At 41.6% G+C, this 22,173-nt stretch carries 19 protein-coding genes and 1 tRNA gene; 13 read left to right on the top strand and 7 right to left on the bottom strand.

All coding sequences use genetic code 11. The features are described from left to right. The first annotated feature begins 98 nt into the window (after nucleotides 1-98). The 3 genes from EQO05_RS15345 (at nucleotide 99) to EQO05_RS01260 (ending at nucleotide 2,018) form a co-directional block, all read left to right on the top strand. Nucleotides 99-239, top strand: a complete 141-nt coding sequence (locus EQO05_RS15345) for a hypothetical protein (RefSeq protein WP_164888434.1) — start codon at nucleotides 99-101, stop codon at nucleotides 237-239. Nucleotides 240-246: 7 nt separating this feature from the next. Then, entirely contained in the window at nucleotides 247-411 is a 165-nt protein-coding gene (locus EQO05_RS15340; protein WP_164888433.1) for a hypothetical protein, read from the top strand. 338 nt (nucleotides 412-749) lie between these two features. Next, nucleotides 750-2,018, top strand: coding sequence for a helix-turn-helix domain-containing protein (locus EQO05_RS01260; protein ID WP_128502976.1), 1,269 nt, complete (start codon nucleotides 750-752; stop codon nucleotides 2,016-2,018). A 124-nt stretch (nucleotides 2,019-2,142) separates the two neighbouring features. Here the strand turns inward: EQO05_RS01260 and EQO05_RS01255 are convergent, their stop codons facing one another. The 5 genes from EQO05_RS01255 to nikR all read right to left on the bottom strand — a co-directional run bounded on the left by EQO05_RS01255 (nucleotide 2,143) and on the right by nikR (nucleotide 6,466). Next, nucleotides 2,143-2,793: a MarC family protein gene (locus tag EQO05_RS01255; RefSeq protein WP_240664261.1), complete on the bottom strand. Its 651-nt coding sequence runs from the start codon at nucleotides 2,791-2,793 to the stop codon at nucleotides 2,143-2,145. 223 nt (nucleotides 2,794-3,016) lie between these two features. Further along, complete coding sequence (locus EQO05_RS01250; protein ID WP_128502974.1) at nucleotides 3,017-4,165, bottom strand: calcium/sodium antiporter; 1,149 nt, start codon at nucleotides 4,163-4,165, stop codon at nucleotides 3,017-3,019. A gap of 181 nt (nucleotides 4,166-4,346) precedes the next feature. After that, on the bottom strand, nucleotides 4,347-4,874 hold the full coding sequence (locus EQO05_RS01245) for an N-acetyltransferase (RefSeq protein ID WP_240664260.1): 528 nt from the start codon (nucleotides 4,872-4,874) through the stop codon (nucleotides 4,347-4,349). 373 nt (nucleotides 4,875-5,247) lie between these two features. Then, the gene (locus EQO05_RS01240) at nucleotides 5,248-5,817 is read right to left on the bottom strand and encodes an N-acetyltransferase (protein WP_128502972.1); all 570 of its coding nucleotides are present in this window, start codon (nucleotides 5,815-5,817) and stop codon (nucleotides 5,248-5,250) included. A 217-nt stretch (nucleotides 5,818-6,034) separates the two neighbouring features. Beyond that, on the bottom strand, nucleotides 6,035-6,466 hold the full coding sequence (nikR, locus tag EQO05_RS01235; protein WP_128502970.1) for a nickel-responsive transcriptional regulator NikR: 432 nt from the start codon (nucleotides 6,464-6,466) through the stop codon (nucleotides 6,035-6,037). 597 nt (nucleotides 6,467-7,063) lie between these two features. Here nikR and EQO05_RS01230 point away from each other — a divergent pair. After that, nucleotides 7,064-7,822 carry a peptidylprolyl isomerase gene (locus EQO05_RS01230; protein WP_128502968.1) on the top strand — a complete coding sequence of 253 codons (759 nt, stop codon included), beginning with the start codon at nucleotides 7,064-7,066 and terminating at the stop codon, nucleotides 7,820-7,822. A 152-nt stretch (nucleotides 7,823-7,974) separates the two neighbouring features. After that, a tRNA-Ser gene (locus tag EQO05_RS01225) sits at nucleotides 7,975-8,059 on the top strand. Between the two features lie 975 nt (nucleotides 8,060-9,034). Here EQO05_RS01225 and EQO05_RS01220 read toward each other — a convergent pair. Beyond that, nucleotides 9,035-10,336, bottom strand: coding sequence for an acyltransferase family protein (locus tag EQO05_RS01220; RefSeq protein ID WP_128502966.1), 1,302 nt, complete (start codon nucleotides 10,334-10,336; stop codon nucleotides 9,035-9,037). A 1,382-nt stretch (nucleotides 10,337-11,718) separates the two neighbouring features. Here EQO05_RS01220 and EQO05_RS01215 point away from each other — a divergent pair. From EQO05_RS01215 to EQO05_RS01185, 7 genes are all read left to right on the top strand, one after another. After that, the gene (locus tag EQO05_RS01215; RefSeq protein WP_128502964.1) at nucleotides 11,719-12,927 is read left to right on the top strand and encodes a peptidase U32 family protein; all 1,209 of its coding nucleotides are present in this window, start codon (nucleotides 11,719-11,721) and stop codon (nucleotides 12,925-12,927) included. Between the two features lie 394 nt (nucleotides 12,928-13,321). Beyond that, complete coding sequence (gene mch / locus EQO05_RS01210) at nucleotides 13,322-14,287, top strand: methenyltetrahydromethanopterin cyclohydrolase (protein WP_128502963.1); 966 nt, start codon at nucleotides 13,322-13,324, stop codon at nucleotides 14,285-14,287. A 355-nt stretch (nucleotides 14,288-14,642) separates the two neighbouring features. Further along, complete coding sequence (locus EQO05_RS01205) at nucleotides 14,643-15,110, top strand: DUF2124 family protein (protein ID WP_128502961.1); 468 nt, start codon at nucleotides 14,643-14,645, stop codon at nucleotides 15,108-15,110. Between the two features lie 150 nt (nucleotides 15,111-15,260). Continuing rightward, complete coding sequence (locus EQO05_RS01200) at nucleotides 15,261-15,620, top strand: carboxymuconolactone decarboxylase family protein (RefSeq protein WP_128503155.1); 360 nt, start codon at nucleotides 15,261-15,263, stop codon at nucleotides 15,618-15,620. 573 nt (nucleotides 15,621-16,193) lie between these two features. Further along, complete coding sequence (locus tag EQO05_RS01195; RefSeq protein ID WP_205793647.1) at nucleotides 16,194-16,688, top strand: DUF6141 family protein; 495 nt, start codon at nucleotides 16,194-16,196, stop codon at nucleotides 16,686-16,688. 247 nt (nucleotides 16,689-16,935) lie between these two features. Beyond that, nucleotides 16,936-17,610, top strand: a complete 675-nt coding sequence (locus EQO05_RS01190) for a hypothetical protein (protein WP_240664259.1) — start codon at nucleotides 16,936-16,938, stop codon at nucleotides 17,608-17,610. A gap of 197 nt (nucleotides 17,611-17,807) precedes the next feature. Beyond that, nucleotides 17,808-18,476 (top strand): hypothetical protein, encoded by a 669-nt coding sequence (locus EQO05_RS01185; RefSeq protein ID WP_240664258.1) that lies wholly within the window; start codon nucleotides 17,808-17,810, stop codon nucleotides 18,474-18,476. A 4-nt stretch (nucleotides 18,477-18,480) separates the two neighbouring features. Here the strand turns inward: EQO05_RS01185 and EQO05_RS01180 are convergent, their stop codons facing one another. Next, the gene (locus EQO05_RS01180; protein WP_128502959.1) at nucleotides 18,481-19,512 is read right to left on the bottom strand and encodes a class I SAM-dependent methyltransferase family protein; all 1,032 of its coding nucleotides are present in this window, start codon (nucleotides 19,510-19,512) and stop codon (nucleotides 18,481-18,483) included. Nucleotides 19,513-19,816: 304 nt separating this feature from the next. Here EQO05_RS01180 and EQO05_RS01175 point away from each other — a divergent pair, with 304 nt between their 5' ends. Next, nucleotides 19,817-22,147, top strand: coding sequence for a M4 family metallopeptidase (locus EQO05_RS01175; protein ID WP_128502957.1), 2,331 nt, complete (start codon nucleotides 19,817-19,819; stop codon nucleotides 22,145-22,147). Nucleotides 22,148-22,173 lie beyond the last annotated feature (26 nt).

Raw genomic sequence — 22,173 nt, 5'->3', positions numbered from 1 at the left:
TGAAGTGAACTGGAAAATCAACGCCAAAAAAATCAAAAAATTGTCTGAATAGTGATAGAAGGAGTTCCAATTAATCACTTCTTCCAGGAGAAATCTGAATGTCTTTCTTAAAATATTGTCCGGAATGTCATTCCAATCTTGAGAATAATTTTTTCAAGGAATTCCAGTACTGCCCTGTTTGTGGGTACTGGACAAAAAAGGATACTGTGAGACTTGAACCACTTATAATTATGGAGTGAGACTGAAATGTTTGAATCTACTGTAGAATGTACCCGATGCGGTACACCTCTTAAAAAGCAGGTCATTGGCTCGAATATATTTTACTACTGCAGGAAATGCGGGTGTACGTCTACGGCTGCATTTGCAAGTGCGCCTTCTCAATGTACAGCCAGTCAAATAATTAATTTTTGAAAACCTGAATCCGGAAATAACCTTTAAAATCGGAAATCTCCAGCAAAACCAGCTCTGGTAGTTTCTGGTCAATTAGCCAGTTTATGACCCTGCCGGTTTTGCTTTAAATTTCTTGTATTAGATGCTAGCCTTCACGCTTATTGTTTTTCCGATTTTCTTATTTACGATTTTCTCCCTCTTTTTCTGCCTTACTTACTTCTGCCTTTCTGCTGTATCTTATCTGTAAAATGAGTTGCCAGATTCTCCGGAAAGAAAAAGGTATATTATTTCAGACCTGTAATTGATGTGACAAACTTTAGAGATTTCCATAATTCATAGTCTTTGTAGTCTGATCATTTATGGTTGAAAAAGAAGTAAATACCGTATGCAGCCAGTATGGCTTGAGACTCACCAGCCTCTCGGAACTTACCTTAAAAGTTAACCTGCCGGATGCAAATCTTGAAAGAGGTTTTATTGAGCAGGAAAATTCTCTTTATCTTCCTCTCCATGAAAATAAACAGGCAGCTTCTTCCCTTTCCGAAGTGGGAATGGAATTCCAGGCTTATATCCAGTTCATCCTTAATCCCAAAAGAGTAGATTCGAAATATCTCGCAGATTTTTTCAATAATGCTCTTGGCTTGAAAATCCGGAAAGCCTGGGAAACGAAAGGTTTTATCCGGGGTCCTGAGCCCCGTCCCGACCTGTACGAACTGGCTCCGGACTCTTCGCGTGTATCTGCGCTTGAAGCTCCCGCCCGAAGGGCTGCGCTCTCAGGAGAATCCAGGGTTTCTTCGGCAGCCCGCACTATCAATGAATCTAGATTTGCAGGCCGGGATTCTGTGGAAGATATGTGTATAGAGCTTGATGGAAGCATTGATTTTTTTCCAGGTTCGGAAGCTCCCATTCTTGCTGGAAATTCGCAACCCTTACCAACAGACATCGATTTTCTTATGCGCAGTAACCTGTACCTGCCTGATTTGCAGGCCCAGATAAAAATCCTTAAAATTAAGGGCCTCACAGGGGAGCTCATCTCCCAGCTTACGCTTTTCGAGCACAGGCTATCGACTTATCCTAAGGGTCTCGCACATATCGAAGAGAAACTCGAACTTATCAGGGAGGCTATCAAGCTTGCAAACGATTCGGATTACATTCTGGAATTGATCCGCCGGGGAGAAGGTAAAAAGCTGGAATTCAAATCCACGCTTCGTATGAACCTTATGAGCGGCAAGCCTGACTGGAGTGTCGAACACGCCGTGCTCAAAACAATTATCGCTTACCTTAATACTGATGGGGGTACTTTGCTTGTGGGTGTCTCGAATACCGGGCAAGTGCTGGGAATTGAAAATGATAATTTCCCAAATGAAGACAAGTTTCTCCTACATTTCAAACAGCTACTCAAGCAGCATATAGGCCTTGCTTATGCCTCTCTTATCGAGTATGCGCTTGTACCGGTCAACGGCAAGAAAATCCTGAAGATAGGCTGTCAAAGGAGCGATGAGGCTGTATTTTTAAAACCGGGCAAAAAGGAGGAGGAATTTTATATCCGGATAGGCCCCTCCAGCGAAAGACTTGCAGGCAGCGATTTGCTTGAGTATGTTAACCGGCAGTATGGCAGGAAGCCGAATTAATTGATTTAAGCGTTCTGAAAAATGGTTTAAAGCAGGATTTTAAAATTTCCTGACTTCGGAAGCTTTAATTCCTTCAACTGCCAGATCTTGCTTTACTTTCTTATCTGTTTTTTAAATAGCTTTCTCAATTCATTAAATTAAAGATGTTTATTATACCCGTTGAAGTCAGGTCTACTGCAAGAGCTGCAAGCAAAAGCCCCATGAGCCTCGTAAAAACCAGCATCCCGTTATACCCTATGAATTTATGGATTCTTCTTGAGAATAGGAAGACATACAGGCAAACTACGAATGTCAGTATTATTGATACAAGAATTATTATTTTCTGCTCGATAGCCCCTGTGCTTTCCATCAGGACAATTACAGTACTGATAGTACCCGGGCCTGTCAGAAGCGGAAGCCCTATGGGAAAAACCCAGATGTCAGTGCGTTCCTGGGATTCCGAAATCTCTTCATCGGTTATGCTTTCTCTTGAAACCTTTGCATGCATCATATCAAAAGCAATGCTGAAAAGCAGGAGTCCGCCTGCAACCCGCAGCGAATCAACGTTAATGCTGAAAAGGTTGAGTATTATACTTCCGGTAACTGCAAAAAATAAGGCAATTGCGCACGCAAGCGTGACAGATTTTTTTGCAATTTCGTTTTTTTCACCACGGGTCATTTTGCTGGTCAGGGAGATAAAGGTCACTACTCCGCTGATAGGGCTGACAACCACAAAGATAGATGTGAGCGTGTAGATGAAAAACCCGATATTGTCACTTATTATCTCAGTTATCATCTTTTTTCCTGCCCCTCTTAACACCCTCTAACTTATATATAATTTTGCTCTGTTATAATATCTTTACTTACTGGCCTTTTTATGATATCGCATTCATGCTCGTTTTTAGATTGCAAGAATATAGTGAATGTAGATAGCTTGCTCACTGCAAAGAACAGGAACTGGTGTTCAGGAGTTTTGAAAATGAAGAGAAAGGAAAACCTGCATCCTTAAGCAGGCTTTCTTATCCCAGGCGGAGGATAAGAATCATGAAGCCGAAATAAAGAAGGAACAGAATGAGCCCTTCGAACCGTTTTACTCTCCAGCCCGTTCGGATAAAAACAAGGAATAGAGTGCTTATTAGCAGCATAAAAGGTGCTATGTAATAAATTCCGATGTCTGTTGTCGTGATAGGACGGACAAGCCCTGAGCAGCCCAGAATCAAAAGTATGTTCGCAATATTTGACCCTATAACATTTCCAAGAGCAATGCCACCATAGTCACTCCGCGCTGCCGAGACAGTTACCATAAGTTCGGGAACCGAGGTTCCTACCGCAACAAGGCTGATCCCTATTAGCGTTTCCGGAACTTCCAGCAGCAGAGCGAAGAAGATCGCCTGTTCAACGAAGTACTTCGCTCCGATTATGATTGCAGCCGCACTTGCTATCAGTTTAAGGAATTCTATTAAAAGGCTGGCTTCTGTCAGGTTTTCTTCTGTTACATCGAGATCAATATTTTCATATTCATACCCGACAGATTCTGTTTCTGATCCGGCGATAGTTCCCTTCTCGGTTCCGGCTTTTCTTTCACTCCTTTTCCCGAATCCCTGTTTCCCATTTCGGTATTTCCGGGCCTGGAGGTTAATTCTTGATTTCAAATCAAAAATATATTCAAGCCTGAAGAAATAAATCATAAAATCTTTAAAATATATATCTTCTTCATGTTTTTTTATCTTCTCAAGCAGGAATAAAAGATAAACAAAGTATAGTAAAATAAATATGAAGGCTTCTAACCTCGAAATTTTAAAATCAAGCATAAAAAAGAAAAGAAGAAAAGAGGAAAATAGCATTATATAGCCATCCCTTTTCAGCATAACCTCCTCAGTCCTGATATTTGTCAGGAGGGCAGCCGTACTTGCAATTAGCCCTATATTGGCAATGTTTGACCCGAGAACATTGCCAATAACTATTCCGCTCGCCTGCTGGAAAGATGCTGTAAGAGAGGATGCAAGCTCAGGTACTGACGTGCCTATAGATACCAGGGTCAGCCCTATCACGAATTCGGATACTCCGAACCTTTTTGCAATCCGGGACGAAGACAATACGAAAAGGTCTGCTCCTTTTACGAGCAGTACCAGCCCGCCAAGAAATATAAGGATATTAATTACATGCACCTTGAAATGTGAACCCGAGATTTATTTAAACATATCTTAAAACATAAAATTGGGTTGAGTAACAGACCTATTTAACTATTGAGACTTGCAATAACATGAACCGCCGCCAGCGCCGCCAGCCCGTTTTTATGAAAGCACGGGAGTTTGCCAGAGCAGAAAATAGTTCTTGCAGGGAAATACTTCAAGCAAACCTCAACCCCATCTCATAACATTTTTCTTTCTCGCCGCATATGTTTTCTACCTGCTTAATTACCCTGAAGCCAATTTTTTCGTATAACTGTATCGCAGAAAGGTTATTTACATTGACATATAAAAGAATGGAGGATATGCCGTTTACTTTCATTTCTTCAATACTGCACCTTAATAATCTCTCAGCAAAACCTCTGCCTCTGAAATTTTTATCCGTTGCAATTGAAGATATTACGGACTGCTTTTTAAAACCTTTGAGAGAAAGTTCAGGTTTCAGATAATAAATGCAGTAGCCTACGATTTTATCTCTGCTCTTAATTACGTAAAAAATATTTCTTGAGTTTTTCGAATATTTTATAAGTTTTTCCGGACTTCCGTTTTTAAATCCTTCTGATTGGATTCTAAGAACCTCAGGAAGCAGGGAATCCTCAATTGACATAATATCTTTTTTCTCTATCAGTTTCCATTGTTTTACCAGAAGACTGCCAGCGATATCTCGAAGCAGCTTCTTAAAACTCATTAAATATATAACTGATCGAGTGTGAATTTTTGTAAGATCCATAAAAATCACCTTTAAGTGAAGCCTGGTGAAATTACCTTTGTGAATTTATAATTTCAGACCATTAAAAATTTATTATCTCTCAGGCAAAAAATTTACGAAGCCAGCCAATCAAATATATTAGAGAATCCAATCTTTATTAAATATATCTTTTAAAAAAATTTCCCTTATATTTCATTTAAAAAAGTAAATAAAACACGCTATTCCAGGGCAAAAGACATTTCAATAAATCGGTTTTTACTCTCAAAACAAATTTATCTATCTAAAGTTTATATTAAAAGCTCAGGGTTACTGCAGGAATGATGGAAGCCGGGAACGATGAAAAGACCTGAAGTTAGAAAATTCTTAGTTCCATCTCATAACACGTCTCTTTCAGGCCACATATATCTTTTATCTCTTCAGTTGTCCTGAAGCCCATTTTTTCGTATAACCTTATGGCAGGAAGATTTTTTGTATTTACATATAAGAGAATTGAGGACACTTCATTTAACCTCATTTCTTTGATGCTTTCCTTTAGCAGCCTCTCGCCGCAACCTTTTCTTCTAAAATCCTTATCTACTGAAATTGAATAAATTACCGATTTTTTCTTAAAACCCTTTAGAGAAAGGTCAGGTTTTATATAGTAAATGCAGTAGCCTACAACCCGATCCTGGCTCTTTACCACATAAAAGATTTTTCTCATTCTTTTCGAATATCGTCTAATGCCATTACCACTTTTAGTTTCAAAACCTTCGGCCTGAATTCGAATAATCTCAGGAAGCATGGAATCCTCTATGGATACCACATTTTCTTTCTCTACCTGTCTCCATTTCCTTACATATAGGGTAGCAATAGTGTCCCGTACCAATCTCTCGAGACTTATTAAATATACATTTAATGTAACCTGAACTTTTATTAAGCCCATGTAGATCACTTTTAAGCGAGTATAATAATTGGCGAATCTTTTTCGAATAATCCTCTGGACTCCATGCCCTGTGAATTAAGTTTCCTGCACACTGAAAAGCTATATACGAGACATTTCAGATTTGTGTTCTTCCTGAATATTCAAAGTTTTTAAGGCCAGATCAGGGACATGAGATTAGAGATAATCGGATTTCAAATCGTTTCCGGGATTAGAGGCTTTAAACCGTCTTTTCAATCTTCTCTTTAGGGATTGTTGTTAATCTGGAGTGCCTGACTCCTTTTAGACTTAAGATTTTTTCAGTCAGTTCTACGATTTTCTCCCCTTCACCCTGCAAAATTATCACTTCAAAACAGGAATTCGGCTCAATATGGAAACGTACTGAGGAATTTATCAGATCTATATTTTCATGCTGAATTTTTGCCAGGTTGTTCGATACTCCGGTTTTTGAGCAATCGTATACTATTGAAATTGTTGCAGCTCTTTTGCCCCTGATCTGCTGCATCCACTCATAGTGCTGGTTATATGTCCTTATGGCATCCCTTATTCCTTCAGACCGGGAAGAATAACCTCTCTTCAGAAGAGTTTTATCAAATTTGTCCAGAAGTTCCCCAGGCAGGGAAATTCCTATCCTCATAAGCTTCTTTTCCATATATCCCTCTTGAAAACGGAAATCTTCTGTTAAGTGCCTTATCCACCAGCGGATGAATGTATAAACAGGACACTGAACGGAAAAAAATTAATACTATATTCCGAATTCCCCAAAATTATACCCTGAATTATATTCAAATATTTTATGTAATTTAGTGGCATAAATAGTAATCGGAAGACATATGAAATATGAGAAAGTGACCTGAACTTGGAAATATCTCAGACTTAGAGTCTCCGGGTATGAGTTTTTCTGCCCGAACCTTTGCTTTTGTCCGGACAATTTGCAGAAAGATGACATTCCAGCAAAAGCTGGCAACTACTACTTATATAAATTAAAATAGTCTTGCATGCTCGTTTTCAGGACATCTGTTTTCGAAAAGCGGGTCTTGAGGTCAAACGATATTGATTCCGGGAGAATATTTTCGCAAATAAACTTTTTTAATACTGTTCGTCGGATCTGCGGTAACCCTGCGGATTCCCAAAAAGCTTATTAAAGGCAGAGTTCTATAGCGTGAAACACATTTATGCTGAATTTGGCTGACAATGAATAGCTGTCTTGCTTATCAATTTAGTTAATTTAATAAAAGAGTTGAAAATTATGGCAATCCAGAAAGGCGATTTTATAAAGTTGAACTACACAGGTAAATTCGAAGATGGCAAGATTTTCGACACAACAGACGAAGAACTTGCAAAAAAAGAAGACATCTTCAATCCGCGCGGGCTTTACGGCGGAGACGTTGTTATTGTCGGGGCAGGTCATACTATTGAAGGCCTTGATGAAGATCTCGAGGGAAAGGAAGTCGGTTACACCGGATCCGTCGCAATTTCTCCTGAAAAGGCCTTTGGCCCGAGCAATCCCAAACTTGTGGAAACTATCTCTATCACGAAACTTAAGGACCGAAATGTTCACCCTGGCCTTGCGGTTGAGGTAGATGGCAGACGGGGAATTGTCAGCAGGGTTATAGGGCGCAGGGTCACTGTGGATTTTAACAGCCCTCTCGCAGGCAAGACTGTAACCTATGAGTATACTATTGAAAAGGTTCTTGAAACGGATATTGAAAAAATACAGGGTCTGCTAGCTCTTTACACCGGCCTCAGAGACCTGGAGATCGAGATCGATGACGGCGTTGCAAAAATCTACACCCCCACGGGCCTGACCTTTAATCAGCGCTGGCTCATGGCAAAGAACAGGGTTGCATCTGAACTCTTCAAGTATGCCGACCTTAAGGAAATCCAGTTTATTGAAAAGGTAACAGCTGAATCCGAAGCCGAAATACCGGCTGAACCCGAAGCTAAAACCGAAGCTGAACCTGAGCCCGAAGCCGAGACCGAGGGACCCTCAGAACCTGAAGTCTGATTTCAGCCGCACAGTCTTCAAAAAAGCGAGGAGCATTTCCTCTTCGCAAATTTTATATACCATAATCGGGTTTTCTGTATACGCTCGCCGGAATCCCAGGGTGACCTGCACCATTTTCTTTCCGGAAGCCGTAAAGATAATTTTCTCTACCTGCTGAGGTAGCCAAGCGGACCACGGCGCCGGTCTTGAAAACCGGTAGCGCCTCGCGCTGCGGGAGTTCGAATCTCCCCCTCAGCGTCTTTTCTTAAATGATTTTCCAAAGATTGTATTAATTCTTATTTTTACTGTGGTTTCCTGAAGGTTGCCGCACCAGCTCAAAGTCGTGAATCAAATTACAGCTTTCGTACTCAGTTGTTTATATAATCCCCTCAAAATTCTATATTCTATACTCTCATACGAAGAACCCATTCTGCTGTTTTTTTCTCCCCTCATCCCGTAATCAACCCTCATGGTTCCCCTCACCCCGCCCTCTATAACATAAAATGTAATACACAAAACATAGACATAAAACATAAAAAATAAAAAATAAAACATAAAACATAAAAAATAGTTCTGTAAACCTCTCTTTTTGCCTGGCTCTCCTGAATGCAAGCGTTGACCCGAAACCGTTGCGCCGGTCGATCACGCTCCGGTTACACCGGTTTAGATAAATCATGCGTTTTTGATCAAACTTTTTTTGAAAAAGTTTGCGTTGCACCGGTTTATCACGCTCCGGTTACACCGGTTTAGATAAATCATGCGTTTTTGATCAAACTTTTTTTGAAAAAGTTTGCGTTGCACCGGTTTATCACGCTCCGGTTACACCGGTTTAGATAAATCATGCGTTTTTGATCAAACTTTTTTTGAAAAAGTTTGCGTTGCACCGGTTTATCACGCTCCGGTTACACCGGTTTAGATAAATCATGCGTTTTTGATCAAACTTTTTTTGAAAAAGTTTGCGTTGCACCGGTTTATCACGCTCCGGTTACACCGGTTTAGATAAATCATGCGTTTTTGATCAAACTTTTTTTGAAAAAGTTTGCGTTGCACCGGTTGTCACCCGCAAGAGGGGGTTTTCGCTCAAGCCTTTTTTTAAAAGGCTTGCGGTCAAGGATTTTTTTAAAAGGTTTTCGCTCAAGCCTTTTTTTAAAAGGCTTGCGGTCAAGGATTTTTTGTAAATGGCTTGCGAATGAAATCTGCTAAGCCGGGCTTAGAAGTTTCAGACCTGGTTTTTTAAAGCTTCGATCTTTTCCCAGGCATTTTCGACCTGATACTTGCTAACTTGCCGGAGCTTATTGTAGAGGCTGTAAGTGGTAAGTTCCTGCCGGGTGCTTTCTTGTGCGAAATGGACTGCTTAAAATTTAATTCCACAATCTGGAGACGATATGAAATGAATAGCAGGAAGGGTAAGGCTACAAATATTACGATAACATCGTGCAGAATTGGGTTGCCTATAAAGCTCGTGCCCGAATTCCAGAGTGCCAGGAAAGGTCTGTGAAAAAGGTAAATGCAATATGAAGCTGTAGCGATATAACTGAGGGCAGACTCCTGGGAACCTGAGAGCTTATCATTGACAAATTTCATTGCGAACCTGTATTCCAGCATACAGAACGTTATTATGAATGCATTGAGTAGTACAGAATCGATAATGAATTTCAGAGTAACGTACCCAATATCCACTGAATTCGCCAGGTTCTCCAGCATCGATACAACCATGGAAGATCCTATAGTGCCGCTGCCTGCGGACGCAATGGTTAATGAGACTTTCGGGTCAAGGAGAAGCGATGTTCTTGAACCCAGGACAATAATAAGTACGAATATAACAGGAAGGGTTGCCAGGAGTATCTGGACAAAAGGAATTTTCACGATACTTGCCATGGACTTTTCAAACAGGCTTTCTCTACAGGTAAGGATTCCAAATACAAATACGGGGAAAAACATAAAAAAACGGTGATCAATAACGTTAAAAACTTTAGATATTAATGAAAACCCGAGAAATACAAGGAAAAAGTAAAGCAAAAGCTGTTTTGAGTTTTTCGAGAGCATGATTATGATTGGATAAATAGTGTAAAAGACAATAATCAGACCGATAAAATATAATGTCAACATCGGGAATGCGTAAGCAGGAGCGAGGAAAATCTGCAATCCCAATATATGTATGATCAGATTCTTAAAACTAAAAACATGCTCAGCATTGGGGAATACAAAGCCTGAATTCAGCTCTGGAGCAAATATAAAAAATACAAGTGTAAAAGCGGCAATAGCAGCCCAGTATAGAGGGAAAATTCTCAGGAGCCTTTTCCTGTAGAAGAACAATACATTCTGAAACGAATCTATTGAGTGATTGTTATAGTATAGCAAATACCCACTCATGAATATAAAAAGCCCCAGACCCATATTTGCAACATAAGGGTCAACAGCATAAAGGGCTAATTTGCTATAAGTAGAAGACAGAAAGTTGCTTAAGTGAGCCGGGATGATCATTGCTATTGCTAAAGCCCTTAAGAAATCAAATGCGATTATTTTGTTTTTCATATATTTCAACTCCTGTAAATTAAATCTCAAACAAATGTGACTCGGCCTCTATAGCATCTGTTCAATGTGACCGGGGTCACAAAATAATTTTTATCTGATAACCATAAATTCTTTAAAAAGATAACAATAATTTTTATATATATAAACTCTGTGATTTTCTTTTATTAAATCATTTTTATAATATTCAATAAGATACGGACTTCTTATATTTATACCACTAAATTTACAAAATTCTCCTCCTATCTTAGGAATTTTTAATTCATCCTATTCGGAACATACAGGATTTCGGCTTATACCGGGGTACAAAAAGAAGATTACCTCTGCCAGGTGAGAATTCGCAGGTCGTGTGATTGAATATAGGATTTTCACTAAAGTAGCAGAAAAACTACCTGAACAAAAATAAATGAACTAAGGTAAGAGAAGAAGTTATTGAAGTGAAAGGGTGGGCAGGTTGAATAGGAAGGGATCTATTAATAGGAAGGGATCTATTAAAAAAATATAAAAATAATATTATTGATAATGCCTGTATTATAATGAGCCCTTACAAAAATAAGCAGGGTTAAAGACGTAACAGGGTACCAGAAATCCCACAGGAGTGCAGCAAAAGCGGATTTTTCAAAATTTAGCTTATGGATAGACTGCCCTGTTCGGGTTATAAAATATGCACCGTATAGTGTGAAAATCAGGCTGAAATCAGCAGGGATAATGTAGAACTCGATTGAAGGATTTGAATTATAGTAAACTGGTTTGCTACGTAAGAGTATGATAGAATCTGGAGGGATTTCTGGCAGATAGATTCTCCTCCAAACATCTTAAATAAACCGTGTAAAACTGCACTATCAATAAAAAGCCGCATGATAAAGATAAACAGAAATCCGGCAAAAAATCTTTAAAGCATTTCAGCGCCCTTCAATCAAAAATAAAGAAAATGTAGTTCTGGTGCTAATAGGAGTTTATTTCATCTTTGAAAAAGTATATTTTTTCCTCTTAATTTTGTCGCTTTCCACCAGATTTCTACAGTCTATTATTCTCCCCAAGAATTTATTCTTCTCCCATTTCTTTCCTGAATTCTATGTAATCTCTCTCGACTTCTTCGAGTTCGTGTTCCATTTTATCCCCCCGTCCTGGATTCTAATAACAGTAGTTTATTCTTGCTTTATAATGACAGTAATTTATTCTTGTTTTTGTTTATTAACAAAAGTTAATTCTTTAAATTACCTTAGTCCCCATTTTTGAAAACGCTTTTCGTTTATATAAAGTTTTCTGTCAACCAAAGTTTCTTCCTGCAAATCGCTAAAAGTTGACAATTCTTAGCATTATTTGTCACACTGTTTAGGAGCAATAAGATATTTTTAAATGAGAGATGGTTATTTTCTGTCTTCATGCGTAAAGATCCAAAACCTGAGCTCATTGTAGGGGTCAGGAACCTTTCAGGGCTTGAAGCCTGCTCAGGACACGCGGATGCGGTTTACTTTTCAACCGACAGGCTGAGCCTCAGGGCTAAGGCAAAGGAAATCACTCTGGAGAACCTTAGCGATTTCATCTCTGAGGTAAGAGCGAGAGGACTCAGGGCTTACCTGGCTGTAAACTCAACAGTAAACGAGGAAAGGCTCGGAGATGCATCGGTTGTTATAGCTGCAGCTTCTAATGCAGGAGTTGATGCAGTCATTGCGTGGGACCCGGCTGTAATTCTCAGGGCGCAGAGAGCCGGGCTTCGAATTCATATCTCCACGCAGGCAAATATTACCAACCATGAAACTGCAAATTTCTACAGAAGCCTCGGGGCAGAACGGATTGTACTCTCAAGAGAGCTTTCCCTTGAAGAGATCGGGAAAATAAGCCAGCAGACTGAAGTGGAAATTGAAACTTTCGTCCACGGTGCGATGTGTATGGCTATCTCAGGCCGATGTCATCTCTCGGCTTATGCTCTCGGGAAATCCGGGAACTGCGGGGAATGTTCCCAGCCCTGCCGCTGGGAATGGGAGCTTCACGGGGAGAGCGGACTTGTCGCAGCAAGCTTTGGAAAATACCTTCTCAGTGCAAAAGATCTCTGTATGATAGGGCACATTCCCGAACTTCTTGAAGCTGGTGTTACTGCCTTTAAAATAGAAGGGCGGCTGAGGGATTCGGGCTACCTTGAAACGGTTTCCCGATGCTACAGGGAGGCGATCGACGCCTGCGTAGAAGGAAACTATACTCCTGAGAAAATAGAAACATGGAGACGCGAACTTGCCTCGGTCTATAACAGGGGCTTTTCAACTGGCTTTTACTTTGGAGTTCCAGGACTTGAGGGCTTTTCTCCTGAAAAAGATATGAATGCTTCGAAAAAACAGCGCAGGGCTGCCGGAGTAATTGAAAACTACTATCCGAGACAGCAAGCTGCAGCCGTCAGGCTTCTGGAGGAAGGGATTGCGGCTGGAGACGAGATAATAATTGAAGGAAATACTACTTACTTGAGACAGCGAGTCCATTCCCTGAAGAAAAAAAGCGAGGTCCTTAAGAGGGCTGAAAAAGGAGATCTCGTAGGTCTGGCTGTTGACGGACCGGTTCGGAAAAATGACCGGGTTTTCATTGTAAGCTTGAAAGAATAAAATATCACAATTAAAATAATAGAGCAGTAGCTATATATTGGATTCTTCCCATACGGGTAACAAATTACAGGAAAGAAGAGTTTACAGGAAGAAATCACTGTACACTTATCCGATAATACCTTCAATCGGCTGGATACCCTTTTATCGGATAAATAACCTTGTCTGTTAACTCTTATCTGTGGGCTTGACCTTTATCCCGGTAAACGTCAGCCGATTAATTACCGGTCCTTTGATCGATAAAACTCTCGATTGAGATTATTCTTACAAGCAACGTTCTTTATAAGCAATTCTCTGACCGATAAACAGTCTCCTGCGTAATAAGGGCAGGCAAAAATAACGTCCTTAGTGAGGATGATTTACTGTTTATCCCGGAGCCAGTAGTAAAGGTGATACTTTGATAAGCGTCAACGAAATGGGATCATACGTCATCGAAGAGATGCTCGACTGGAGCGAAGACCTGAAAACCGAAGTGTTCAAGCTCGACAACGGGGCTACGGTTATCGACTGTGGAGTTAAAGCCGAGGGTGGATATGAAGCCGGAATGTACCTGGCAAGACTCTGCCTTGCTGACCTTGCTGATCTCAAATATACTACTTTTGACCTGAACGGTCTCAAATGGCCTGCTATACAGGTAGCAACTGACAATCCTGTAATTGCCTGTATGGCTTCCCAGTATGCAGGCTGGAGGATCTCGGTAGGCAGTTATTTCGGAATGGGTTCGGGTCCTGCACGTGCCCTCGGCTTGAAGCCTAAAGAGCTCTATGAAGAAATAGGGTATGAAGATGACTTCGAAGCTGCAGTCCTTGTCATGGAATCTGATAAGCTTCCTGATGAGAAGGTTGTGGAATACATTGCAAAACACTGCAGTGTAGATCCCGAAAATGTAATGATTGCTGTTGCTCCTACGGCTTCTATTGCCGGCTCTGTCCAGATCTCAGCCCGTGTCGTTGAAACCGGAATCCACAAGTTTGAATCCATCGGCTTTGACATCAACTGCATAAAAAGCGGATACGGTGTAGCACCAATTGCTCCTGTAGTCGGAAATGATGTGCAGTGCATGGGCTCGACCAATGATTGTGTGATCTACTGCGGCGAAACCAACTACACGGTCCGCTTCGACGGAGAGCTGGCCGACCTTGAGGAGTTCGTAAAGAAAGTGCCTTCCAAAACCTCCCGGGACTTCGGAAAACCTTTCTACCAGACCTTCAAAGAAGCAAACTTTGACTTCTTTAAAGTTGACGCAGGCATGTTCGCCCCTGCCAGGCTCACGGTAAACGATCTAAAGAGCACGAAGACCATTTCCAGCGGCGGGCTCTACCCGGAAATCCTGTTGCAATCTTTCGGGATAAGGCACGTTTAAAGGGCAAATGCCCTTCTAATCCTTTTTTAATCTTCTTGATTTTACTTTTATCTTCTTGCTTTTAATTCTATTTTCAATTTTTTTCTTTCAGGTTTCTTCTGTTTCTTCTTCTGCTTCTTCTTCTCTTTTATTTTTCTTCTTTGTCTCCTTTTTACTTTAAATTGCCGAACCTGTTTGTTTTCTGATTTTTCTATTTCACTTTTCTGTCAATAATTCTCATTTTCCGAATCCTTTCCAGTAAACGCTGTTAACACTATTTATTTAAGTGAATGCCTCCAATCTTATTGTAAAAATATAGAGCTGAAATAAAATAATCAAAAAAAGATTTTATTTAAAGCCTTAAGGAGAGAATTTCGTGCCAATTATAAGTACCTCACAGGGAGTAGGAGGCATCCTGAATAGTTTCAGGAGTCTTGTGGAAGGCGCAGGGAAGATCACATTTGTAGGAACTCCAGGGTTCTGCACGCCTTTTGCCGAACTTCTCGGTTTTGTAGTCCGGGACCGGGAGCTTGCTTTTGTTTCCAGTCAGGATTTTGAGAAAGCCAGGTCCATATTCATGGATTATGAAGGCATGCAGCTTGGGGAACTTACAGATCCGCACGCTGAAGTTGTTGTCCTGCTTGGCGGGCTTTCAATGCCAAAGATCGGGATAAGTCCTGAAAAAGCAAAAGAAGTTGCAGGTAAAATCATTGAAGGATCGGAAAAAGGAAAAATCATAGGAGTCTGCTTCCAGTCTGCATTCATGCAGCAGAAATGGGACGAAATAATAAATTTTGATCATATCATCAATGCTGACCTGACGGTTGAGGTACTGGAGACCTGAACTCTTCCGAAGTCGATTATCAGAAACTTCCGGATTTGCATGCAGGAAAAATCTTTTTCTTTACCTTTTTCTTTCTTATTTCCCCTGGTCTTTTATGTCTTCTGATGAGATACAATTATATTTGTTCCTGCCTTATAACATATGATGATTATGGAGAAAGCTACTGAAGAAATCAGGGAATTGAAGGGTTTTTTGCCCAGATCTATTGTATACGCCGGACAGATAAACGAAAACTTTGCCGAGGGTGTAGCAGGCTTTTACAAAGCAATCTGGGAAGAAAGGGATGGTGGGATTTCTACTAAGCAAAAGCATCTCATTGTCTTTGCTATAGCCTGCTCCAACAACAATATCCAGAGTGCGGTAAAAATCCTTGAAAGGCTTAAGAAATTCGGAGCCACGAGAACCGAGATCAACGATGCCATGATGCTCGCAGCCTGGACAGGCGGAATCCAGAATTTCACGGATTTCAGTTCAGCCGTGCTTAAAGAGATGGAGAGATTGGGTTTCTAAGGCTTGAGAACCATTTTCTCAATAAACTTTTTTAAATTTATTTTACTTAATTTTTCAGGAATTTTTTTTAACATTACGTGATTTTTTACATATTTTCTTCTAACATTACGTGATTTTTTACATATTTTCTTCTAACATTACGTGATTTTTTACATATCTTAATATAATATTTTTCTCATGTATCTAATAATTTCGGTCTTTCTTACTGGCGGGAAGAAGGTGAAAAAGCTAATTATTGGGTCCGGGGCTCCGGAAAAACTCTTTGAAGCCATCGGAAGTGGTATTAAAAGGTAAACTCCATAGAACTGCAAAGAAATCATGAACAGATACCGGAAAATGTCATTAAAAAGTAATAGTATTATATTCTCATTATTCTCAAATTTTTAAATTAAAGGATATATACAATTTCTATTTTTTTCGGAAGGTTTATTTACTCAGTTTTTATAGAAAATGTCAGGAACATTTTCTACGACAAGCCTCTGCTAAGGTACTGAGACTTTATGCCCGTGTTTAATTAAGGGGTTTCCAGTTAGGGTATTTAGAGGTAAGGCACGTTTCAAGGAAGGAACTTTTATGGAACAGCCGAAAACATATGTAATTTACAGGGAGGTACAGGATCTGCGCAATAACTTTTTCCTGGTTTCGGTCCTTTATCCTGCGCTCCTGCTCTGGTATGTCGAAATTCATAGCCTGGTCTTCGGAAAACCTGCTGGAGTCCATAACGTTCCCGGTGTATACCTGTTTGCGCTCTGGATTATTTTCGGATTATTTTTCCCTCTCGTATTCTACTGCACAAAGCACATAACCGAGGTCAGAAGTGACGGAATATACATTCGTATGATACCCCTTAATTTTTCCTTCAAAAAGATTCCCTTCCATATAGTGGAGGAATGCAAAATCAAAACTTATGACCCTCTCACAGGAAAAGAATATGATGTACCCCAGTCTTCAAAAAAAGTCAATCCTGTGGTAATCCTGAAACTTATCTCAGGCGAAAGAATGCTTATCAGCTCCAGAAAGCCCGAAGAACTGTGCAGCGCAATCAGGGAGGCTGCAGCACAGTATTAAGGATTCTGAGAATTCTGGTCGCACTATTGAAAATCCCTGTTTTTTGAGCTTTCACTCCTTAATTTTAGCTTCCGGGGAACCGGAAGAACTTCTCTGGATTATCTGAGATTTTATATTTATATTTATAAAAGCTTAATAACTATTACAGGTCTCGGGGCATGCAAAGGAGTGGGATGCCTCAACGGAAATAAACGGTTCACCGGAAAAACGGTTTACCAAAATCTACGGCTAATTCTTGAAGATACAGTTGAATTTTAAACCTGCCGGGGGAATAAGCATTAACAGAGACAGGAGGAAGAGCTTTTCACAGGAAGGAACTGCCGCCCTCTACAGGGAACATGAAGGAAAGCCTGTTATCGAACTTGAACTCAATAGCCTGATGCAGCTTTTTGATTCCTTTGACCCTGCCCCATTCCGTGAAAAAGAGCTCGACCCGGATGCAGAAGAATACATTTACAACGCTGTAGACGAATTTCCCCTGAAAAAATCCCTTGAGATAATGATATACCTCCCTCCTGCAGACATAAGTGCAGAAATCGAAGCTGACCTGAAAGAAGCCATCAAAAACCATTTTTCTTACAAGAAACTCCTTGCCGAAATCGACCTGAGAAGGCTACTTCAACGGGGAAGAAGAAACCTTGTAATCGCGCTCTTTTTCCTGTTTCTGTGCCTTCTCACAATCCGGATCTTTTCGACTTTCGAGGAAAGCCTGCTGAACACCCTGCTTTCCGAAGGTCTCCTCATAATCGGCTGGGTCGCCATGTGGGAGCCCGTATATATTTTTCTCTATGGCTGGTGGCCTGTTGTCCACAAGCGCAATATTTTCCGGAAAATCGCTGATATGGATGTATATGTAGGAATAGGCTCGCTCCAGGAGGAGAAACTTTCAGCCTATCATTTTACCTCAAAACAGGAGCCTTAACACCTTTTATTTTGTCCTGGAGCCGGAAGCGAAAAAAGCAAAGCCTTATATGGAACCAGAAAACTGTTCTAACTATGTTTATAAGACATTTAATTTTGAAGACTCAATAATTTTTCAAGCCTTTAAAACCTCTCAAAACTCTGATAACCTGAAAATTCCTTAAAACCTATAAAGACGCTTACAGAAGGTGGATTAAAATGGTCTGGGGGATAGATCTTTCCCCGAAAAGCACCGATGCCCTTTACAGGGAGCGGGACGGAAAACTCCTGGTCGAACTTGAACTTCACAGCCTGATGCAAATTTTCAATTCCTTTGATCCTGCACCTTTTCATGAAAAAGAGCTTGACCCGCAAGCGGAAGAATATATTTATAATACGGTTGCAGAGTTCCCTCTAAAGAAGCCCCTTGAAATCTTAATATATGTCCCTCCTTCCGAAGTCGATGGGGAGGCGGGACGTTTTCTTAAAGGAGCGATCAGGAATCATTTTTCCTACAAAAAAGTTCTCACTGACATAGAACTGAGAAGGCTTCTCCAGCGGGGAAGGCGAAATATGACAATTGCGATCATTTTTCTATCTCTCTGTCTGCTCATGATCCGGCTTCTTTCAACACTTGAGGAGGGGCTTGTAAGCACCATGCTTTCCGAAGGCCTGATAATTATCGGCTGGGTTGCCATGTGGGAGCCTGTTTATGTTTTCCTCTATGGCTGGTGGCCCATTGTGCAAAAAAGGAATATTTACAGAAAAATTCTCAGCATGGATATAAACGTCATACCCGGCTCCCCGAGCAAAGTAAAACTGACAGATCCCCGCTTTTCACCGGATAAAAGCCAGTTGCGGGTTGATGGCACTGAATTTGTTGAATAACTCTTTATTCGAATATCCGGGCATCCACAACGACATGCAGGACGCCTGGAGAGTATTTTTTAATCCTGCGGGTCTCCAGAATCTCCACTTTCTTTCCAAGCGCATATGCGGCTTTTCTGATCCTTTCCTGAGGTCTGGTCCTGGCAAGACTATCCGGGACTGTCTCATGATAATGGAGAATCCCGCCGCTTTTTTTCAGGGCTTTTATAGCAGGCTCAAGGTAGTGATGCGTTGTTCCTACATATCCCATAAGCACACGGTCGGCTGTTCCTTCCGGGGCAGCCGTTGAGCAGTCCCCGCAGACCGGGATAAAAATCTCCTCTACCCTATTCAACCTGATGTTTTCCTTCAGGTAGGCAAAAGATTCGGGATTGATCTCTATTCCCGTTATTTTTTCCGGGCTGGAATGCACAGCCATGGGGATTGAAAAATACCCTATTCCCGCAAACATATCCACTATAACTTCCCCTTTCCCTAACCTGCTCATCCGCTTTCTTTCTTCAAGGTTGCCTTTGGAATACATTACCTTTGTTACATCCTGCTTAAAGAAGCAGCCGTGTTCTTTGTGGATGGTTTCGGTTCCGGTGCCAAGAAGAAGCTCCCTTTTTGGCTGGCGGAACTGCCCTTCGATTCCGAGATCTCTTACAACGGTCCTGCACTTCGGATACATAGAGAGCAGAGCCTCAGCTATCCTTATCTTTTTATCCTCCAGTGCTTCAGGGATACTGACTATTATTATATCCCCCAGAATCTGCCAGCCTGCCGGAACGCATGCAAGTTCGGCTTCGGAAAGAAAGTCTTTGAGATATTCTTTCAGGGAACCTGGCTTTTCAGGAAATTCCGGATTCTCCTGTTCAAGAACCGGAAAACCTTCAACGCTTTTCCCAGCAGCCTCGGTGACAGGAATTTCAAGAAAAGCGTTTTCTGCAGTCCGGAATTTTCGAATTTTTCTTTCAGTATCCAGAAAATGCTCCCTGACTGCTTTTTTCCTGATTTCCTCCCCTTTTTCCGGAGGGATTCGGATTATTCTGTACATTTGAATTATAGGATAGGGCACATACGATTAATGTTTATCTGCACGGATGCCACAAAGTGTTGTTTAATTAGTAGTATTGCTTTCTCGTGAAGGCTCTTGCCCCTAATTCACAGCTGGCGGAGGGGTCTGGTTAATCCTGAATTACCAGTTTCCGCAATAATTTTTCTTCTGCTTTTTCTGGGCAGTCGTTAACAAAATCATGTTTCTTAACCGAACTCAGTCCAGGTGCCTGCCTCATAAATCACCCAGGGAATAACTTTTGCGGCGGGTCAGTACAGATTCATTAATAAGTTCAGGGTGAAAAGTGGATATAGGGAGAGGGAAAACTAAGATATGGGAAAACATGAGGGGACTGAATCAAAAGCAGAAAAAAGCTGCCGAGAAACTGAAAGAAATCGATCCTCAGTGTAAAACTTTCTGGGAATCCGGAACGAAAATTCCGAGCTTTATCAAAGGTACGCTTTCGAAGCCTTCAACTGAAAATCCTGGGCAAATAGCAAGAACTTTTCTGGAAGAATACAGGGAACTTTCGGACATGCAGCAGGAGCTTGATGAAAACCTTGAACTTTTCACGGTCGAGACGGATTTTTCCGGGTTTCACCATGTAATTTTTCTCCAGCATATCAAAAGTATTCCTGTATTTGAAGGCTCAACCCAGGTTCACATAAACCCTGAGGGGCAGGTGACAGCATATAAGGACTTCAGGCTTGCGGAAGTGTCTGTTGAACTGGAACCCAAAATTACAAGAGAAGAAGCTATCGAACTTGTCCATCTGGATATCGGTCCGGATAAGGTTATTACAACTCCTCGCTCAAGGCTTATGCTTTTTAGAGACCGCAAAAATAAGCTTCATCTCGCCTGGCAACTCGAGTCAATTTTTGCCAGCGGACTTGCAGGAAGGTTTCATTTCATTGATGCGCATACCGGGGAACTATTAGATAGATTTTCGCAGATCAGGGCTGCACTTTCCAGAAAAACGTACAGTGCAAAAACAGCCGCTTCCCTGCCAGGAGAGCTGGTGCTTGAGAATGACCAGGCAACGGCTGATGAGGTGGCAAAGGCAGCCCATGAAAACATGGCAATCGTGTATAATTATTTCAAAAACAGCTTTGGAAGGGACAGCTACGACAATAAGGGTTCCCCTCTGGTTTCCACGGTCCATTACCAGGAGCGGTATAACAATTCCTTCTGGAGTGACTTTCACAAGCAGCTTGTTTTCGGAGACGGGGACGGATTCCGCTGGAAACCCATGGCTTTTGCGCTCGATATTGTAGCCCATGAGCTGACCCACGCAATTGCCGCGCACACAGCGAGGTTTGTGTACAGCGAAGAAGCGGGAGCGCTTGATGAGTCTTTTGCAGATGTATTTGCAGTCCTTATCTCAAATGGGGAAAAAATAACGAGCTGGCAGATTGGGGAAGGCGTTTACACTCCTTACCATGAAGGAGATGCCCTGAGGGATCTTTCCGATCCTCCGCGATTCGGGCAGCCTGACCATATTGACAATTTTATACGGCTTGCTCCCGGAGAGCTTCCTGATATTGACAGGAACCAGAGCGGGTATATCCATCAAAACAGCGGAATTCCCAACAGGGCTGCTTACCTGACCATAGAAGGCGGAACGCATTACGGGATAACGGTCAAAGGAATTTCCAGAACAAGAGCTGAAAAGATCTATTACCTTGCCCTCACGGCTTACCTGCACAGTGCAACCCTCAGCAGGTGGACTTTCCGCGAAGCCAGGTATGCCCTGCTCAACGCCTGCCGCCAGCTGTATGGGGAGAAGGGACCTGAATATGCGGCAATCAGGAATGCCTGGGCTGCGGTCGGTATAGGGAAGCCGGAAGGAGACCTTATACCGGTTGAAAGGGCAATCTCTCCTGAGATCCCTATCCCGGACATGAACCCTCAGGGAATAGAGAGTTCAATTTATTTTCCTGAAGACGGGCTTATCAGAGATATTCGGGTCAGTGTAAATATCGAACATTCCTATCTAAGGGATATCAGGGTTACTCTAAAGACTCCCATCGGGAAAGTTATAGTACTTCACGAACGGCTGGCGAGAAAAGATAAAAGCCTCGTCATAACCTATAATGTGGGTTCAATTCCTGACCTCAGGAAATGCATAGGGGAAAGAGCCAGGGGAAAATGGAGCCTTACCGTAGCCGACTATTCAAAAGGAAATGCAGGTTCTTTCCTGAGCTGGGGAATTAAGTTTCTGTTAATAGAAGCCGAGAAGGAAGAGCTTAAAAGGGAAATTTTCCCCTGGCTTATAATTCCGGATTCCGACCCCGCAGGAATAAAAAGCCTGATCGGAATCGAGAGACCGGGAAAAATCCTTGAGCTTGAGGTCTCGCTTGAGATTACCCACCCTTCCATCGGGGATCTCAAAGCGGAACTGATTATGCCGTCAGGAGAAAAGCTGACCCTGCTTGACAGGATGGAATTCGGCAGAAAAGAACTCAAAAAAATCTTCAGTACCGGGAATGATGAGAACCTTCGGCCTGCCATAAGTAAAGAAATACAGGGAACCTGGACTCTGAAAATTGCAGACCTTGCAGAAAAGCACGAAGGCACCCTTGATAGCTGGGGGCTGCATTTTGTGTACGAGATTAATCCCGAATCCCTTCTATAATTTACGTTTTTTTCGTTGTCCAGTCT

This window comes from Methanosarcina sp. MSH10X1, assembly GCF_004099695.1.
Lineage (GTDB): Archaea > Halobacteriota > Methanosarcinia > Methanosarcinales > Methanosarcinaceae > Methanosarcina.
This window is presented reverse-complemented; position numbering and strand designations above follow the sequence as displayed.

Coding starts and splice junctions, on each gene's coding strand:
- EQO05_RS15345 (WP_164888434.1), top strand. CDS start 99: ATGTCTTTCTTAAAATATTGTCCGGAATGTCATTCCAATCTTGAGAAT.
- EQO05_RS15340 (WP_164888433.1), top strand. CDS start 247: ATGTTTGAATCTACTGTAGAATGTACCCGATGCGGTACACCTCTTAAA.
- EQO05_RS01260 (WP_128502976.1), top strand. CDS start 750: ATGGTTGAAAAAGAAGTAAATACCGTATGCAGCCAGTATGGCTTGAGA.
- EQO05_RS01255 (WP_240664261.1), bottom strand. CDS start 2,793: ATGATAACTGAGATAATAAGTGACAATATCGGGTTTTTCATCTACACG.
- EQO05_RS01245 (WP_240664260.1), bottom strand. CDS start 4,874: ATGAGTTTTAAGAAGCTGCTTCGAGATATCGCTGGCAGTCTTCTGGTA.
- EQO05_RS01240 (WP_128502972.1), bottom strand. CDS start 5,817: ATGGGCTTAATAAAAGTTCAGGTTACATTAAATGTATATTTAATAAGT.
- nikR (WP_128502970.1), bottom strand. CDS start 6,466: ATGGAAAAGAAGCTTATGAGGATAGGAATTTCCCTGCCTGGGGAACTT.
- EQO05_RS01230 (WP_128502968.1), top strand. CDS start 7,064: ATGGCAATCCAGAAAGGCGATTTTATAAAGTTGAACTACACAGGTAAA.
- EQO05_RS01220 (WP_128502966.1), bottom strand. CDS start 10,336: ATGAAAAACAAAATAATCGCATTTGATTTCTTAAGGGCTTTAGCAATA.
- EQO05_RS01215 (WP_128502964.1), top strand. CDS start 11,719: ATGCGTAAAGATCCAAAACCTGAGCTCATTGTAGGGGTCAGGAACCTT.
- EQO05_RS01200 (WP_128503155.1), top strand. CDS start 15,261: ATGGAGAAAGCTACTGAAGAAATCAGGGAATTGAAGGGTTTTTTGCCC.
- EQO05_RS01195 (WP_205793647.1), top strand. CDS start 16,194: ATGGAACAGCCGAAAACATATGTAATTTACAGGGAGGTACAGGATCTG.
- EQO05_RS01185 (WP_240664258.1), top strand. CDS start 17,808: ATGGTCTGGGGGATAGATCTTTCCCCGAAAAGCACCGATGCCCTTTAC.
- EQO05_RS01180 (WP_128502959.1), bottom strand. CDS start 19,512: ATGTACAGAATAATCCGAATCCCTCCGGAAAAAGGGGAGGAAATCAGG.